The 16871-nt window shown below is 54.4% G+C and carries 11 protein-coding genes; all 11 read right to left on the bottom strand.

The features are described from left to right. Positions 1–75: 75 nt before the first annotated feature. Positions 76–471, bottom strand: coding sequence for an OsmC family protein (locus MKX64_RS22070; protein WP_095266090.1), 396 nt, complete (start codon positions 469–471; stop codon positions 76–78). Beyond that, positions 468–1502, bottom strand: a complete 1035-nt coding sequence (locus MKX64_RS22065) for an ABC transporter ATP-binding protein (protein WP_095397205.1) — start codon at positions 1500–1502, stop codon at positions 468–470. The genes MKX64_RS22070 and MKX64_RS22065 overlap by 4 nt, the downstream gene beginning before the upstream one ends. After that, a complete protein-coding gene (locus tag MKX64_RS22060) occupies positions 1486–2508 on the bottom strand; it encodes an ABC transporter ATP-binding protein (protein ID WP_095266088.1) in 1023 nt (340 codons plus the stop codon). Before MKX64_RS22060 ends, MKX64_RS22065 begins: the two co-directional genes overlap by 17 nt. A gap of 27 nt (positions 2509–2535) precedes the next feature. Further along, positions 2536–3438 (bottom strand): ABC transporter permease, encoded by a 903-nt coding sequence (locus MKX64_RS22055; RefSeq protein ID WP_095266087.1) that lies wholly within the window; start codon positions 3436–3438, stop codon positions 2536–2538. A gap of 10 nt (positions 3439–3448) precedes the next feature. Further along, positions 3449–4402, bottom strand: a complete 954-nt coding sequence (locus tag MKX64_RS22050; RefSeq protein ID WP_095397206.1) for an ABC transporter permease — start codon at positions 4400–4402, stop codon at positions 3449–3451. 100 nt (positions 4403–4502) lie between these two features. Then, positions 4503–6086, bottom strand: coding sequence for an ABC transporter substrate-binding protein (locus MKX64_RS22045; RefSeq protein ID WP_341037419.1), 1584 nt, complete (start codon positions 6084–6086; stop codon positions 4503–4505). A 519-nt stretch (positions 6087–6605) separates the two neighbouring features. Further along, complete coding sequence (locus tag MKX64_RS22040; RefSeq protein WP_341037418.1) at positions 6606–9920, bottom strand: glycosyl hydrolase; 3315 nt, start codon at positions 9918–9920, stop codon at positions 6606–6608. 239 nt (positions 9921–10159) lie between these two features. Then, complete coding sequence (locus tag MKX64_RS22035) at positions 10160–11803, bottom strand: extracellular solute-binding protein (RefSeq protein ID WP_095266083.1); 1644 nt, start codon at positions 11801–11803, stop codon at positions 10160–10162. 75 nt (positions 11804–11878) lie between these two features. Further along, the gene (locus MKX64_RS22030; RefSeq protein ID WP_095266082.1) at positions 11879–12775 is read right to left on the bottom strand and encodes a carbohydrate ABC transporter permease; all 897 of its coding nucleotides are present in this window, start codon (positions 12773–12775) and stop codon (positions 11879–11881) included. Positions 12776–12791: 16 nt separating this feature from the next. Next, complete coding sequence (locus tag MKX64_RS22025; protein ID WP_095266081.1) at positions 12792–13718, bottom strand: ABC transporter permease; 927 nt, start codon at positions 13716–13718, stop codon at positions 12792–12794. Between the two features lie 44 nt (positions 13719–13762). After that, positions 13763–16846: an alpha-mannosidase gene (locus tag MKX64_RS22020; protein ID WP_341037416.1), complete on the bottom strand. Its 3084-nt coding sequence runs from the start codon at positions 16844–16846 to the stop codon at positions 13763–13765. Positions 16847–16871 lie beyond the last annotated feature (25 nt).

The following is a 16871-nucleotide window of genomic DNA, read 5'->3' as shown; positions in this document are numbered from 1 at the left end:
ATACGCATATTCAAGCAAGATGACGGTGAATCTTAGGTGCTATTCAGCTCCAGGTCACGACCTAGGCCCCTTCTCCTATCCCCGCTCTACCAATTCAACGACAGCTTCGCCTTTCAACGTATTGCTGATGGTGCATGCCCGCTCGACGACGGTCTTGAGCTTTTCCTTGTAGTCCGGCTCCAAAGTAGGCGGCAACGCAACCGTCACGTGAAAATGAGCGAAACGGTTCTTTCTCCGGTCCTCATCCTTCGTGGACGTCACTTCAATATGAATCGAGTCTTTATCATACTTCACCCCGTCGAACGCCATCATCTTCTGAAGAGAGATGGAGATGCAGAGGGCCAGGGAAGCCTCCAGCAGTTCCCTTGGATTCAATCCGCCATCCAGATCCGGGCTGTGTGTGCCGACAAGCTGCATGCCTGCTCCGTTATAAATATGGTCCTGACCGTTTACGATTTTTAATGTTGTCATCCTTCTATCTCCTTTTCAATAGGTTGTTCCGTGTTGAAATAACCGGGTGCGGCATAATGGCAGGCCGCTTTGTGGTGCGGCATGATTTCCCGCAGCGGCGGTGTCTCTGACCGGCACAGCTCGGTTGCCCAAGGACAGCGGGTGTGGAATACACAGCCGCTAGGCAGCGCCAGCGGAGATGGAATCTCTCCCTTGAGAATGATTCGCTCCTTTAGCCTGCTGCGTCCGAAATCCGGCACCGCCGAGAACAAAGCCCGGGTGTACGGGTGCAGCGGTTCACGGAACAAATCATCTGTAGGTGCCTCCTCCACAATTTTGCCTAGATACATAATGCCGATGCGATCTGATATATAGCGTACCACGCTGATGTCATGTGTGATGAACAGCAGGGTTAGCTTCATATCCTGCTGAAGCTTCTTCAGCAGATTCAAGATTTGCGATTGGATCGAGACGTCCAGTGCGGAGACCGGCTCATCACAAACGATAATTTTAGGATTCATGATCAGCGCTCTGGCGAGGCCGAGTCTCTGGCGCTGTCCTCCCGAGAATTCATGCGGAAACCGAAAAGCATGCTCCGGCCGCAGCCCTACCGTCTCCAGAATTTGGAACACCTTTTCCTGGCGTTCTTCCTTGTTCCCCAGTTTATGAATGATCAGCGGCTCCTCCAGAATGCTGCCGATCCGCTTTCTAGGATTCAAGGACGAATACGGGTCCTGGAACACAAGCTGTACTTCCTTGCGGAATTTCTTCAGCTCGTCCTTGGTCATCGCATTGAGCTCCCGGTCGCCGTACAGCACCTGGCCTTCAGTTGCAGGTGTCAGCCCCAATATTGTACGCCCGGTCGTGCTCTTGCCAGAGCCGGACTCGCCGACCAGCCCATAGGTTTCACCTTCAGACAGCTCGAAGGAGACATCGGTGACGGCATTGACATGGGCTTTGGTGCCGAACAGCTTGCCAAAGGATCCATAGACCGGGAATCGCTTATGCAGAGATTGGACGCGCAGAATGGCTTGATCAGTTGATTGAGTCACGGGTGGTTTCACTCCCCTCCAGCCGGTTTATGGAGGCATAATGCCAGCATTTGACCTTGTGTTGTTCATCGGCGTGCCTCATCGGCGGCTCTTCAGACCGGCATTTCTCATCTGCAAACGGACATCTGGTTGAGAAACCGCAGCCCTTCGGAACATCCGTCAGAGAAGGCACCGTTCCTTCAATCACATGCAGCTTGTCATTGCGGTCTCCGTCCAGTTTGGGAATCGATTGGATCAGTCCTTGTGTATAGGGATGGAGCGGCTTGTCGAACAGGCTTTTCGTGTCCGCTTCCTCCACAATTTGTCCCAGGTACATAACCTTAACGCCCGTGCACAGCTCGGATACGACACCCAGATCATGCGTAATGAACAGCACGCCCATGCCGAGCCGTTCGTTCAGATCGGTAATAAGCTCCAGAATCTGTGCCTGAATCGTTACATCGAGCGCCGTAGTCGGCTCGTCGGCAATAAGCAGCTTCGGCTCACAAGCCAGCGCCATCGCAATCATGACGCGCTGCTGCATGCCACCGGACAGCTGATGCGGATACTCGTTCACCCGAATCTCCGGTGACGGGATCCCGGTTAACCGCAAAATGTCGATCGCCTGCTGGTAAGCTTCCTGTTTGGATTTTTTCTGGTGGAGACGTATCACTTCCATAATCTGATTCCCGATTGTATACACCGGACTCAGAGAGGTGAGCGGGTCCTGGAAGATCATCGAGATATCGTCACCGCGGATCGCTCTCAGCTTGGACAGCGGCAGCTCCAGCAAATTCTCGTTCTCGAACAGAACCTCCCCTTCGTAGGCAATGCTATCCGTATGATCAAGCAAACGCAGAATCGACTGGGACATCACGCTTTTTCCGCAGCCGGATTCACCGACAATGCCGATAATTTCGCCCTTGTGCATCGAGAAGCTGACGCCGTTGACCGCCGTTACTTTCCCGCGTTCGGTATGAAAATGGGTTTTCAGATCTTTGACTTCCAATAGAGGCGCTTCGCTCATATCAATACCTCCAAGCTCTATAAATCATCATTTACTCTGTTTCTGCTTGACGCGAGGATCGAGCAGGTCACGCAAGCCATCGCCCAGCAGATTGAGACTGAGGACGGATAATACTACCGCTGCGCCAGGGAACACAACCATCCACCAGGCCTTGAAAATAACCAGCTTGCTTGCCTGCAAAATATTGCCCCAGCTTGGTTCCGGTGCCGGAATGCCTGCGCCGAGAAAGCTGAGCGCCGCTTCGGATATAATCGCCTCCGCGAACACGAAGGTGGCCTGTACAAGCAGCGGAGACAGCGTGTTCGGCACGATATGCAGCCAGATAATCCGGGTGGCGCTTGCTCCTTGCGCCTGCATCGCTTCAATGAACGTCTGCTCCCGGACGACCAGCGCCGAAGAACGAACCACTCTGGCAATATTCGGGGTGAACACAATTGTCAGCGCAATAATGACATTGAGCGCAGATGCGCCGAGCGCTGCCATCAGCGCGATGGCCAGCAGAATCCCGGGTATCGCGATCAGTCCGTCACAGATACGCATCAGAATGTGATCAAGTGTCCGATAATACGCAGCATACACCCCGATGATCAGTCCCAGTGACGAGGAGATGAGCGCCACCGCCAGCCCGACGCCCAGCGATACCCGGGCTCCGTATAACAGCCTGGTCATGAGGTCTCGTCCGAATTCGTCCGTTCCCAGCACATGGGCGCCACCCGGTTCGGATAAGCGCTCCACGACCTTCATCTCATACGGATCATAGGGGCTGAGCATCGGACCGAACACGGCCAATATAATAAGAATCGCCAGCACCGAAGCGCCGATCAACAATCCGTAATTAGAGCGAATACGACGGAAAGCGAGTGTGCGCTGCTCTTTTTTCAGCTTTTTGCTTACTTCTGCGATTTGCTCTTTATTCTGTATCGTTGCCATCCTCTTCACCTCACTTCTTGCGATCCAGGCGAACGCGAGGATCGACAGCGCCATATAACAGATCGACCAACAGATTGATCGTAACATACATCAGCGTGACCACCAGCACGACGCCTTGAATGACGGCAAAATCCCGCCGGGCAATCGAATTCAGAATCAGTTGCCCCAGGCCCGGAATATTAAAGATCGATTCCACGACGACGGCCCCGGTCACAAGTGTTCCGAACGTCTGCCCGATGACGGTCAAGATCGGCAGGAAAGCGCTCCGGAACGCGTATTTGAACAATACCTTCATCTCATGCAGACCTTTGGATCTGGCTGTCTTGATGAAATTAAGGTTTAGCACCTCCAGCATGGAGGAGCGGGTCATTCTCGTAATGAGTGCCGCCTGGATCGTTCCAAGCGAAATGCCTGGAAGGATCAAATACTTCAGATGCTCCCAGAAGCCGCTGCTTAAGGGCGCATAGCCGGCCACCGGCAGCCACTGGAGCTTGACGCCGACAAACAGCATCAGGAACAGCCCGAGCAGGAAGCTCGGCAAGGCCATCCCGAGCAGCGACAGTCCGGTCAGGGAATAGTCCGCAAGTGAGCCCCTTTTGTAAGCCGCGATAATGCCGAACGGTATCGCCAGCACAACAGCGATAATCTGGGCCAGTATGGCCAGCGACAGTGTCGGGAGCATATGCTCGGCAATCGCCTCGCTGACAGGTTGATGCATGAATATCGAATCCCCCAGATCCCCTCTTAGCACATTGGCGATCCAGCTGGTGTACTGCTCCACAATCGGACGGTTCAGTCCCAGCTCCTCATTCAGCCGCTCAATATCTTCTTGTGAAGCTTCCATTCCCAATATGGCCGCTGCCGGGTCACCCGGCGTCAGATGGATGATCAGAAAGATGGCAATGCTCACAACAGCCAGTACAGGAATAAGCGACAACAGTCTTTTGGTTATATAAGCCAGCACGGGCAATCCCTCATTTTATAGATGGTCTATGAAACTATAATGGCAAAAGAAAGAGGGTGCTGCCAGTTAACAGAGTAACTTGGAACACCCTCTATTCCATTTACTTCGGTATTTTGGCATTCCAGACAACAGGTGCTTCAAACAGTTCAAAGCCTTCAAGTGATTTGGATGTCGCCACAACCCCGTTGTAATGCCCGATTACCGTAGAGGAAGCATATTCGTACAGGAAGAGCTGCAGCTTCTCCCACTCCTGCTTCGCTTCTTCTGGCGTTGCTGCCCCGCGAATGGCGGCCAGGCCTTGCTTGACCGTCTCATGATCCAGACCAGCCCAGTCCGGCGTTACGGCAAGCAGCTGCGGCGGCGTGAGCTGATACCCGGTGCTCGCCACGAAGATGTCCCATTTGCTGCGGTCATTCTTCGTTTCCAGGAATGTAGGGAAATCAAAGTTATCCACTTTGACATTCATGCCGATTTTGCGAAGCTGCTCCTGGATGACCAGCGTCGCCGTGTACATTTCGTTGTAATCCTTGGTCGTCAGCAGCGTAATCTCTTCGCCGTTGTATCCCGCCTCTGCAAGCAGTTGTTTCGCCTTTTCCGGATTCGCCTGGTTGTAATACTCGGCCCCCGCATCCGTGGACCATTGAACCTGGTTCGTGTTCAGATAACCAGGTGCAAGAGAATACAGCTCCGGTTTAGCGAAGCTCGCCAGCATGATCTCTTCGTTGTCAAAGGCGGCGAGAACAGCCTGACGAATCTTCTCGTCTGCAAGCGGCCCTTCGTTGGTATTGAAAAATGCCGTCAGTGCGCCGCCCGGAAGCGCGTGCAGCGTCACATTGTTATCCATATCAAGCTCATCATAGTTTTCAATCGGAATGCTGTCAGCGACATCATATTGTCCTGTCTTGATGCCTGCAATCCGTGTCGAATGGTCGGTTACGAAATGAAAATACAGATTCGGGGTCGGTGCTTCCTTGCGTCCGTCAAAGCCGTTCGGTTCGCCGTCCACCGATTGATATTCCTCATTCTTTACCAGGTGAATGTACTGGTCCTGCTTCCACTCCTGGAACTTGTAAGGACCAGTACCGATGTATTCCTTGATTCCGTCTGCCGGAGCAGCATCCACGATTTCCTTCGGCATAATGGCCGGGAACTGAGCCTGTGAAGCGATCAGAATCAGCACATCGGACGTCGGTGCTTCTACCGTCAGCTTGACGGTATAGGTGTCTACCGCTTCAAAATTGGCATTTGTCAGCAGCACTTTCGCGCGGGATGAAGTCGCCAGCCAGCGATTCATCGAGGCCACAACATCCTCTGACGTCATCTCTTTCCCGTTATGGAACTTGACGCCCTGACGCAGCGCGAACGTATAGGTCAACCCGTCCTCACTGCGTTCGACGGATTCCGCAAGAGCTGGCACTGGCTCATACTCCGCATTCAACGTATACAACTGCTCGAAGATGTTGCCCGCAATATCCAGTGCAACAGCCGATACCGTCATTGGCGTGTCGAGCGTAGGAGGCTGGGCGGTGATTGCAATGTTCAGCTCCTCCCTGTATTCCTTCGCTTCCGCCGATTCATTGTCGGCATTTCCTTCTTGGTTTGCGTTCGTTCCTTCATTACTGCCGCAAGCTGCAAGCAGCAGAACAAGAATCAATGATAATAGCCCTAACTTTGATGCCTTCATGACAATCCCCCCGTTGTCGCACAGATACGATGCTGAATCATATGCCATGCGCTTAACATAATAAATAAATGTTGCCCCTGATCGCATTCCGTTCAGGTTGCTTTAAACCTAAGTTATAAGGTTGGTTTAATAAGTTATGGAAATACTAATCGATTGTTCAGGGGTTGTCAATGTTATTAATTGTGCAGTATAGAAGGAATTCCCTTGTTTGTTACATCCCGTGTTGGAAACGGCATGTTAGGCGGAAAATGACGAGAATCTGAACCCAAAAAAATCAGTCAGGGACGGTCAACGTCACCTGACTGATCGGCTCTCTCTATGGCATAACCAAGGATTAATTTAAGCTTCGTTTTGGTTTCATTCATGCGTTCACTCAGGGGATATATTCATGCATCTTGCATGCATCATGCTATGTTTTCTTCCTTGGTTCCTTTCATGTGTCATTCATGCGGTTCATTCATGCGGTTCATTCATGTGGTTCATCCATGCGCTTCTATTTGACGTCGAGTCATTGTGCGCTCAATCCCGTTCCATAGACCGTTCAATCCGGTCCCTTTCCATGTATACGATCCGCGACGAGCCGGTGATGCCGGAAGGCAGCGCCCGCTTACCGTATAGATTCTCCAGCGTATTGGCTGCCTGTATTCTGAGGGTAACCGCTTCCGATGCCCCCTCTTCCATTCCCTCGCCAATAAACCGTGTAATATCCCACCGGTACGGGGGCCACAGCCTGATGCCGGCATCCTGATCGTTCACGAAGAGGCGCGCCGTCTCGCGAATATCATTAACCTCCAGCCATACCTGCTCTTCTATCCCCGGCCTTGGCAGTTTCAGCTGCTGCGAATAGCAGGCGGTTCCGGCATAGAAAGGATAACCTTCCGCACACCATTCGCCGGCGACCTGCCTCGGCTCCACGGTCAATGCCGTTCCATGAACAGCGAACGGACCGATCAGGAAGGCGGGGAAGGAGATCGCCGGCATCGGCTCCAGCAGGGATACCGTCAATATCTCGAGTTCATTTAACCCCGACTGCAGGCTAGACGTAATCTCGACACTGTGATAGTAAGGGTCCTGCCAGGAAGATGGCCCCAGTGCAGGCTGACGCACACCGTTCACGAAAATTTCGAGATTTCGGCGCCGCTGAAGAAAGCCGATATGGGAAGGAACATTCTGATGCACGTCATCCAGGACCAGTTCCACCCCTCGGTGGCGCGATGGTGATCGGCCGGGAGCTTCGGAACGGGCGTTAAGCCATTCGATCAGCTCTTTTGTCATATGGAAGGTTGTATGATAGGTGTTGACCTGACCGGGCATCGTTGCATTCATCTTCGATTGCCGGTCGTTCAAGGTCACCTGCCAGCGGTCGAGCAGCAGCACATTCGGTTGATCCGCCTCGTAATGCCACAATGGCTCCAGCTGGATCTCCTTGCTGCGCTCCCCCGCCCTTCTTGGCATTCCAAGTACATCGCTCCTGTCGAACCGGAGGGCAGCGGTTCCTGAAGAATCGGCTTTACTTCCAGCTTCTCCTCCGTCATCAACCGTATCCTCGCGCTCCTTCATGGAGAAGACTCGCAGTTCCCCGGGCGAAAAGGTCAAAACCGCATCATTACGCACAGCGCGCACATCACCATGCTCCAGCCGCCATTCCTCGATTATCCTCTCGCCGGCCGCGCCTTTCTCCTGTCGATGATCAAGCCGGATCGCAACCTCTTGCTCCGACCAATTCATCATCCACGCATACCGCCTGCCAGACTCCCCTCGTTCTACGACAATCAGATCCTCCAATCCGCCTTCAAGCATCGTATAGGAGAACAGCGGCTGCTGCTTCAGCAACGGCTTGAGCAGCGCGCACAAGCTTTCGAGCGGATCCGCATCCTGGTTATCGCGTTTGGCCTGCTCCAGGGAGTAAAAGAGCGTGCTTCCATCCCCGATGAAGCGGCGATCGCCATGACCGCCTTCCCCGAACAGCTGCTCCATTACGCGCTTCAGCTCCGGATCGTTATGCTGGGACTCGCTGTCCTGCGGAATGGTTCCGACGGCAATCAACGTCCCGCCTGATTGAACGAACGAGAGCAGCCTGACGGCAAGCTGCCGGGACATGACGCGAATACATGGCAGCACCAGAAGCGGGTAGGTGCCCCCGCGCTCGGCGAATCGGAATCCGGGCCGCTCCCTGCCGATGATGTCGGCAACTGCCAGCTGACACTCATCGACATAGTCATAATCGATCGCGCTGCGCAGCAGCCGATCCGACAGCAGCTGGAACAGCGTATCCGCATTGGGCTTTCGCTCCGATACGCCGGAGGCGAACATATCCTGATACACGGTCCGGATCGGAGAGAGCAGCAGCACCTCCGGGCTTCTGTTTGTCCGGGCTCCAAGCAGGCTTAGCCGTCCAATGTAGTCGGCAAAGGCACGATAATGCGGCCAGTGGGGCGCATGCTTGAACTCGGTCGGCGGAAAATCGGTCTTCCGATAACCGGCAAATGAATAGTAGAACGCATGCGGAATGAACAGGTTCACGCCTAAGAATGCCATGAAATTGGCGTCCAGTCTCCGCTGTCGCATCGAGTACGCATGGCCGCTCGCCCCGAACGACTCGCATATAACGCGCGCCTTGTTTTCCAGCTGCGCTACGGAGGCTGCTGTTTTCACCGAAACGATCCGGTGTGGATTATCTTTACTGCCGATACCGGCGGTCAAGTAATCCACACCAGCATAATGGAACTGCTGAAGCACCCGTGTCTGATTTCCCTGAGAGCGTGCCTGACCCCACACCGGCTCTTCCAGCGTATGTCCGATATACAGCAGGCCATTGCGTTCGCACCATTCTCTGATCGCACCATGGTATCCTTCGACATACCAGCGGGTGATCGTGTCATAATACTGCTGTCTTGCGGTCAGACTGCCGTCCGTCAAATGATAAAGCAGCGCCCCCAGCAGAGGGATAAGATCGACGCCGTTATCGGCCAGATAGCGTTCCTCCATTCCCCGCGTCCAGGCGAACACGATCCCGGGCAGCGTGGCCTCCACATCGCGAACCTCCGTCCGGATGGCCTCTACACCGAAGAAGCCGTCATGAATCATCAGACCAGGCTCATCGGTGAACACCCCCTTGATCGTGGAGCTATAATGCTGCTGAAGCTGCAGCAGCGGCTCATAGGAGAGCCGGATGAAGGTTTGCACCGCTTCGGGATTGAGCGTGTCCAGGTAGTACCCTCCGGCAAAAGTCATCCCCTCCGCAATCTCGCATGACCAGCAGGCCAGCACGACATAATCGCCTTCGCTTCCAGGGGTCCAGACATCGCCTAGCTGCTCCGTCATTCGAAGCGGCTCCGGATGCAGCAGCCACTCTCCGCCCTGCTCTTCTGCCCGGTAGGCCAAGATCGCAATCAGCTCATTGTGATCATACGGCTGAAAATCAAGCGTCAGCGGTTTCGGCCAGTCAGCAGCGCTGTAACGCCGCTCTTCGATCCTTAGGTAGCGCATCCGGTACTCCGGATGCTGCCGGGTCAGTTTGCCGCCAAGCGTTCCGCTTGGCCAGTTGTCTTCATCGTACAGCCAGACGTCCATCCCGCGCTTGCGGCATTCCTCGGTGCAAAAAGACAGCGCATCCATAAATTCAGACGACAGATATTCCGCCTGCATGCCGTGACGGGCGTGCAACACCACACCCCCAACCCCTTGCTCATGCATCGCTGAAATCTGTTGCTCAAGCTCCTGCCGCTCCAGCTTATGGTTCAGAAACCAGAAAGGCTGCGGCCGATAGGTAGCAGCCGGGTTATTAAACTGCCGAATGATGTCATCTGAAGCCGGCAGTGTGTTGGTCATCATTATCCCTCGCTTTAACCGATTATTGCTCGTATTGTATCATACCTTTCCCGAGCTAGAGCCTGTCATATGTCACATTTTGGATAGAGCGTGGCGCTAAGCCAAATGGGTTGATACGGGCTGGGCGCATGTGGTCGACCGACCGCTGTTATGCAGCGAAACACCGCGCGCTGCTCCCAGCGCGCGGTGTTTAAGCCCGGCGTTTCAGGTGTAATGCTGGATGGGAGCGCTGCTTCTGCCCGTCAGTTCGGCATCTGCAGCGTTACAACCTCCTTGCCCTTCAGATTTTCATTCACATATTCCATCGCATTGTCATAGCCCGTCTTCTTCATCTGATCCCGCAGATCGTTAAGGATGCGCAGTGCGGCTTCGTCGGATTTGGCAAACACCGCCTCCGTCCAGGCATCACCGGTCCGGTCCAGCGAAGGCTTGAGCATCTCCCAATCCGGAGATTTGGTAATTACATCGCCCGGATTATAAGCGCTGATCACCTGTATTCCGTTCGGACGGAGAATGGCGCGAGCGTTCTCCATCGCCTCTGTCCGTTTCTGATCTGCCCATATATCGCCGCCTGCGGCAGAATTGATCCGATCGAGCCCTGTAAGCGATTCCAAACCAATGCCGATCCCGACATTTTTGCGCTCCTTGCCGCTTGCGTCTTCCGCAAACTTGTCAAACCACTCCTGAACTGGCTTCGGTGTCCCATCGACCATTTCCCAGTGAACCCCTTCAACCCCGTATCTCGTCAGCAGGAATCCTTCATCCGAAGCCAGGAAATCAAGCAGCTCAAGCGCTTTATCCACGCATTCGCCCTGGCAGTTCTTCGTAATGGCGGTCACGTTGTTGCCCTGAATGGCCAGGTCGACCGGACGATCCGGTGCGGCTCCCGCGCGATCCAGCGGTCCAAGCGGAATGTAATCGCTACCAGGATTGGCTGTGACATACTCTTTAGAAGCGTCCAAGATCGCCGGATAATGAGCGGCAAGCACCGCAATTCGGCCCTGGTTGATCTTTTCCTTCGCAATCGGATCCGTCTGTGTGAATACCTCAGGATCAAGCAGACCTTCTTCAATCAACTTGCGATAGAACAGCGTATATTCCTCATACTCTTGTCTGAAGAAAACATGTTCCAGGTTGCCGTCGCCCCGGTCTACATAGTTGCTGCCAAAAAACATCGTGTTGCCGATGCCCACCGCCCAGCCATTGCTGAACCCGCCTAGCGGAAACACTGGCTGACCGTTCTCCTGCAGGTTGGCATCCTTGATCTTTCTTAAAAATTGATAGAAATCATCCTTCGTGACTACCGATTGCGGATCGACACCAACGGCCTCGGCAATGTCTTTGCGGACGTAAAAGCCGTACAGCCAATCCATGCCGTCCTCGTTCGTCGCCGGCTGGTTTTGCAGCAGCAAATACTGCTTGCCGTCAAAAGCGTCAAACGCTTTCTCATACAACGCTGGCGGCACGTTCTCCTTCGCAATCGATTTCTGCAAATTCGGATAGTTGGCAAGCTTATCGGAGATATCAACGAGCTGTCCCTCATTCGCAGCTTTAATGATGCCATCCAGTTCACCGCCCCAAGCGGGACCGGTGTAGATATCCGGCAGATCCTGCGTGGCGAAGATCGTGTTCACCTTCTCTGCTTCGCTGCCTTTCGTGTACTCCCATTCAATGGTGATGCCCGTTTTCTCCCGGATTACCTCTTCAATCGGTGTAATCCCTTGGTCAGAGCCGGTTGATCCGTTCCAGTTGTGCAATACTTTCAGTTTGTAGGAATCTCCGTCCTGCCGATTGTCACTGCCCGAACCTGTACAGCCGGCAAGCAGTCCGCCGAGCAATACGGTCGCGATCAGCGCCGCTGCCCCTTTATGCCAAATCTTCGTCAATTCAATCCCCTCCCGGAAGTGAATATGTAATCCAAGCGGGCTGTCCCCGCTGAATATCGTTTTGAAGTCTTCATATTACCCTTTCACCGAACCGATCATAACGCCTTTCACAAAATATCGCTGCAGGAACGGGTAGATACACAGAATAGGAAATACCGTAATAACGAGCAGGGCCATGCGTAAGGATTCCGGTGTCGCTCCGGCTCCGCTCACGCTTCCCACCGTCTGTCCTCCCTGCTGCGCAGCCCGCTGCATCGAGTTTGAGAGCGCTTCCGCTTCACTCAACATTTCTTGCAGCAATGTCTGTACAGGGATCAGATCTTTATTGGATACATAGTAAGCGCCGGCGAACCAGTCATTCCAGTGAGCAACGCCGATAAACAAGGAGATTGTGGCCAATACCGGACCGGACAAAGGCAGAATGATTTTGAGGAAAATTTGAAAATCGCCATATCCGTCGATCCGGGCAGACTCTTCGAGCTCTTCCGGAATGCCTTGCAGAAACGTTCGGATGATGATGATATGCATGAAGTTGTAGAGCAACGGAAAGATGTACACCCAGAACGTGTTAATCAGTTGCAGCTTTTGAAGTGTGATGAAGAATGGAATGAAGCCTGCGCTAAAAATGGTCGGCAGAAAAATATAGAAGGTAAAAAAGGAACGTCCCGGCAGCGTTCGTTTGGATAAGGCATAGGCCATCAGAGTGCAGAGCGTTACGTGCAGGAATGTGCCAAGCACCGTTCGCATCAGCGTGATTTGATAAGCTTTCCAGATGCGGGCATTGTCAAATACTTGGGCATAGTTTTCCAGCGTAAACTTCCGGGGCAAAAAATAAATGGCGCCCTGCATGGAATCCTTCCCGTCATTGAGCGAGTAAGCCAGGATGTAGATGAAAGGATAGATCATGGCAAAGCCGACAAGCGTCAGCAAAGTATAGTTGACCACAGAGAACACGGACCAGCGGCGGTTCATAACGTCAGCCACCTCCTTAGAACAGGGATACGTCGCTGATTTTCCGGGCTATGCGGTTTACCGTCAGGATCAAGATGAGACCGATGACACTTTGGAATAAGCCCACTGCGGCTGCGTAGCTTAATCGTCCTTCTCGGATGCCGGAGTTGATCGCATGAACGTCGAGCACACTGCCGATGCTGGCTGTAGCAGGACCGTTCAGGAGCAGAAGCTGCTCATATCCGGCGCTCATCAGATTGCCGACAGCAAGAATGAACAGAATGATGGCCACATTCCGGATGCCCGGAAGCGTGACATGCCACATTTGTCGGTAACGGCCTGCGCCGTCGATTTTGGCAGCTTCATACAGCTGCTGATCGATTCCCGCAATCGCCGCCATAAAAATAATGGAGTTCCAGCCGATATTCTTCCAGATTTCAGAACCTACAATTATCTGATAGAACCAGGTTGGATTGTTCAAAAATTGAATCGGGTCCGCCCCGAAGGCGCCCAGCAGTTCATTGACCGGCCCGCCATAAGGTGTCAGCAATCGCTGCATCAGCGTAACGACGACGATCCAGGATACGAAGTAAGGCAAGTACGATAAGGTCTGAATCGTTTTCTTGAATCGGATCTTCCGCACCTCATTCAGCAGGAGCGCGAGAATAATCGGCATCGGAAAGCCGATAAGCAGCTTCAGCAAACTGATAACGACCGTGTTCCGGATGATGTCCCCGGACTGATAGTAGTTAAAGAATTGCTGGAAATACTTGAGGCCCGCCCACGGGCTTCCGGTAAAGCCGCCGCTAAAGGTATAGTCCCTAAAGGCAACCTGAATCCCGTACAGGGGCACATACGAAAAGATAAAAAACCAGATCAGACCCGGCAGCATAAAAAAATAGAACATCTTATGCTGCCAGACCCGTTTGATCCACCGCCTGCTTTCCTTACGACTCTTGATCATGTTTCCCACCTCCTTTCAGGCAGGGCGGTGAATCATGGTTAACTTTAACGCTTCCGCTTCAGCCGGAGCGTATGAATTTCGAACGGCTTGAAGGTCAGATGAACAAACGAAGCCCCTTGTTCCCCATCCTCTTCCACATCCAGACGCGCCTGCTCTCTTTCCAGCAGATCGGCACTCCATGCTTCCTCCAGCGCCATTGCGACCCGAAGCACGGTCTGTACCCGCGTACCGGATGTTTCATACAGACGCAGGATGATGTCCTCGCTATCCTCCGCTTGCTTGACCGATTCCACCATCACCAGCGGATGGCCGGTCTGAAGGAACGAAGGCGCTAACACAGCATCTGTCTTCGGATTCTGGGCTTCCGCCGGATGTCCAGCTTTAGCGCAGTCCATCGTCCGAAGCGGCACGTTAAGCTCCCAGCCTTTCTTGTATACGCCGGCCTCGACATGGTTGCCAGCATGCGGATACAGGGAATAGGTGAACGTATGCTCCGCCAGGTCTGCTTCGGGATCCGGATACGAGCTGCTGCGCAGCAGATTGAGATCCAGCACACCATTCAAGGCCCGATGGCCGTACTTGCTGTCATTGAGCAGCGCTACACCGTAATCCGGTTCGGACATGTCGATCCATTGATGCGCACATATCTCGTCTTTGGCAAAATCCCACATCGTATTGCGATGGGTTGGCCTGCTGATGCTGCCAAACTGGATTTCGCATGTGACGCTGTCCGTACGAATATCGAGCGGGAACGACGTCCGCAGCATCTTGCCGCGCTCCTTCCAGTCAACCTTCGTCCGGAAATCAATGCGTCGGCTGCCCTCTGTCAACGTCACCGTCTGGGTGAGCACCGATTCCCCGATACGGAACTCGAATGCCAGACCAGCGGCAGGCCCTTCGCGATGCTCGCGAATATGCTGCAGCGTGAGCCGTGTTCCGCCGGTGACGGCATAGTCATGCCGGAAATCCCAGGCGTCGCCACGATCATGGTAGACCTTCAGTTCATTGCCTCTCAGCCCCGGGGCAATCAGCTCCCGGTCTTCAGCCAAATCCCGGATGGAGACGATCGCTCCCTCCTCATCGAAGATGATCTTCACGAGCTCATTCTGAAGCGTCCGTTCGCTTGCAGACGTATGCACCGTGCCGAAGCGCTCCGACGGATCATGCGCTTGTGCCTCTTCTGCAAGAAGTGCGTAGCCCATCGATGGCACGCGCACCTTGGTCCATTGCCCTTCACTCGTCTGAACCCATTCCTCGCGCTCCCAAGGCAGGGAGTTGAACACGGCAATCTGCGGCTGACCATGCTCGCCCTGCCCCTCCTTGGCGATATGCGCCGAAAGCTTGCGATAAGTCTCCTCTATCAAATGCTCGGTCTCCCCAAGCAGCTGCTCATACCGCTCCAGTGACTCGTCATACACACGCTTGATCGACGATCCCGGCAAAATATCGTGGAACTGGTACAGCAAAACCTCCTTCCAGATTCTCTCCAGCGTCTTCGCCGGATACGAATGCCCGAGAGCGGACGCGGCCAGCACGGAAGCGAATTCCAGCTCACGGAGCGCCTTTTCCAGCTTGCGGTTGTACCATTTATTCCGCCCCTGGCTCGTCAACGTCCCCTGATGCTTCTCCAGGTACAGCTCCCCGCGCCACGTCTCGAAACGGCCGCTCTCCTTCTCCAATCGTTCGAAGAACCGCCAGGACGGCTCCTGCTTGACCGGGGGCAGGCCCAGCAGATTCTTCTCCCGCGCAAGCCGCTCCAGATGCTCCTCGCCCGGGCCGCCGCCGCCATCGCCGATGCCGAACAGCAGCAGGCAGTGCTCGGATACATTTTTATCGAGGTAATCCTTCTCCGCTTTCGCCAGGGACCGAGGCGCAGCCGGACTGTTGTATGTGTCCTCCGGCGGCATATGCGTCAGCACCTTGGAGCCGTCGATGCCTTCCCAATGGAAGGAATGATGCGGATGGCGATTGTACTCGCTCCAGGACAGCTTCTGGGTCATCATATAGTCCACGCCGGCTTTGCGAAGAATTTGCGGCAGACTGGCGGTATATCCGAACACGTCCGGCATCCACAGCGACTTGACCTCCATGCCGAATTCCTGCATGAAATACCGCTTGCCGTACAAAATCTGGCGCACCAGCGCCTCACCGCCCGGCACATTGGTGTCGGATTCGACCCACATCGCGCCCTGCGGCTCCCAGCGGCCTTCCTCAATCCGCTCCTTGATGCGCGCGTACAGCTTCGGGTGATGCTCCTTCATCCACGCATACAGCTGCGGCTGACTGGCACCAAATATGTAGTCCGGATATCGCTCCATCATATGGAGCACCGTCGAGAAAGTTCGTGCGCCCTTGCGGATCGTTTCCCGAATCGGCCACAACCAGGCCAGATCAATATGCGCATGTCCGACAGCGCTGACGCGCAGCACAGGATCTCCGCCCTGCAGGGAAAGCGGCCCCTGCAGCAGCTCCTTCGCCTGCCCGACCTTGTCTTCGCTCATGTCGGTCAACAGCAAGGAGGCATCGTACAGTGCCTGCAATATTTTCGCCCGCCGCGCGCTTCCCTCCGGCAGATGCTCCGCCGTCTCCAGCAGCACCTCTGCGTCATAGTACAGGCTGCGTATATCTTCGCGGCAGGTGGCGATGACCGCTTCCTTCAGCGTTCCGCCGCGATACCTCCCGAACAGATCGTTATTGCCGCCATCGGCCCACAATTCGAATGTGCCGCCGGAAAGTTCCAAGCTGCGGGTATCCACCACCCGTTTGCCTGGAAGTCCAAGCGAGAAATCAAATTCCGAATTGACGGTCGTAAGCCCCTGGATCGGCGTGCCCTCGCGGTCAACGAGGCACAGCTCACCGTTCACATCCAGCAGCAAGACGGTCGGAGCCTCCTTCTCAAGCTCCGGAATTGTCCCCTGGAAGCGGAACCAGGCGCAATCCCACAGGTCGCCCCAACGCTCCCCTTGTGTCAGGCTGAGCGGTGTTCCGCTCATGCGCTCTTCATATGGTACGGGCTCCGGCGTGACCCAGGCTGTTACCTCAAGATCGGCAATCGGCTTGTAAATGGCTTCGCGGAGCTCGGTAATCATGTGTTTCAATGACGAAATTTTAATCGGTTCGTATGGCATAATGGCTCTCCTCTCCGGTTTCTCT

Origin of the sequence: Paenibacillus sp. FSL M8-0334, assembly GCF_038000405.1 — a bacterium.
In the GTDB taxonomy this organism is placed as follows: Bacteria; Bacillota; Bacilli; order Paenibacillales; family Paenibacillaceae; genus Paenibacillus_AQ; species Paenibacillus_AQ campinasensis.
Note: the sequence above shows the minus strand (reverse complement) of the source record. Positions and strands in the feature narration are given on the sequence as shown.

Bases quoted from the DNA above. Each gene is read 5' to 3' on its own strand.
- MKX64_RS22025 (WP_095266081.1), bottom strand. From the start codon at position 13,718: ATGATCAAGAGTCGTAAGGAAAGCAGGCGGTGGATCAAACGGGTCTGG.
- MKX64_RS22040 (WP_341037418.1), bottom strand. From the start codon at position 9,920: ATGATGACCAACACACTGCCGGCTTCAGATGACATCATTCGGCAGTTT.
- MKX64_RS22070 (WP_095266090.1), bottom strand. From the start codon at position 471: ATGACAACATTAAAAATCGTAAACGGTCAGGACCATATTTATAACGGA.
- MKX64_RS22060 (WP_095266088.1), bottom strand. From the start codon at position 2,508: ATGAGCGAAGCGCCTCTATTGGAAGTCAAAGATCTGAAAACCCATTTT.
- MKX64_RS22030 (WP_095266082.1), bottom strand. From the start codon at position 12,775: ATGAACCGCCGCTGGTCCGTGTTCTCTGTGGTCAACTATACTTTGCTG.
- MKX64_RS22055 (WP_095266087.1), bottom strand. From the start codon at position 3,438: ATGGCAACGATACAGAATAAAGAGCAAATCGCAGAAGTAAGCAAAAAG.
- MKX64_RS22045 (WP_341037419.1), bottom strand. From the start codon at position 6,086: ATGAAGGCATCAAAGTTAGGGCTATTATCATTGATTCTTGTTCTGCTG.
- MKX64_RS22020 (WP_341037416.1), bottom strand. From the start codon at position 16,846: ATGCCATACGAACCGATTAAAATTTCGTCATTGAAACACATGATTACC.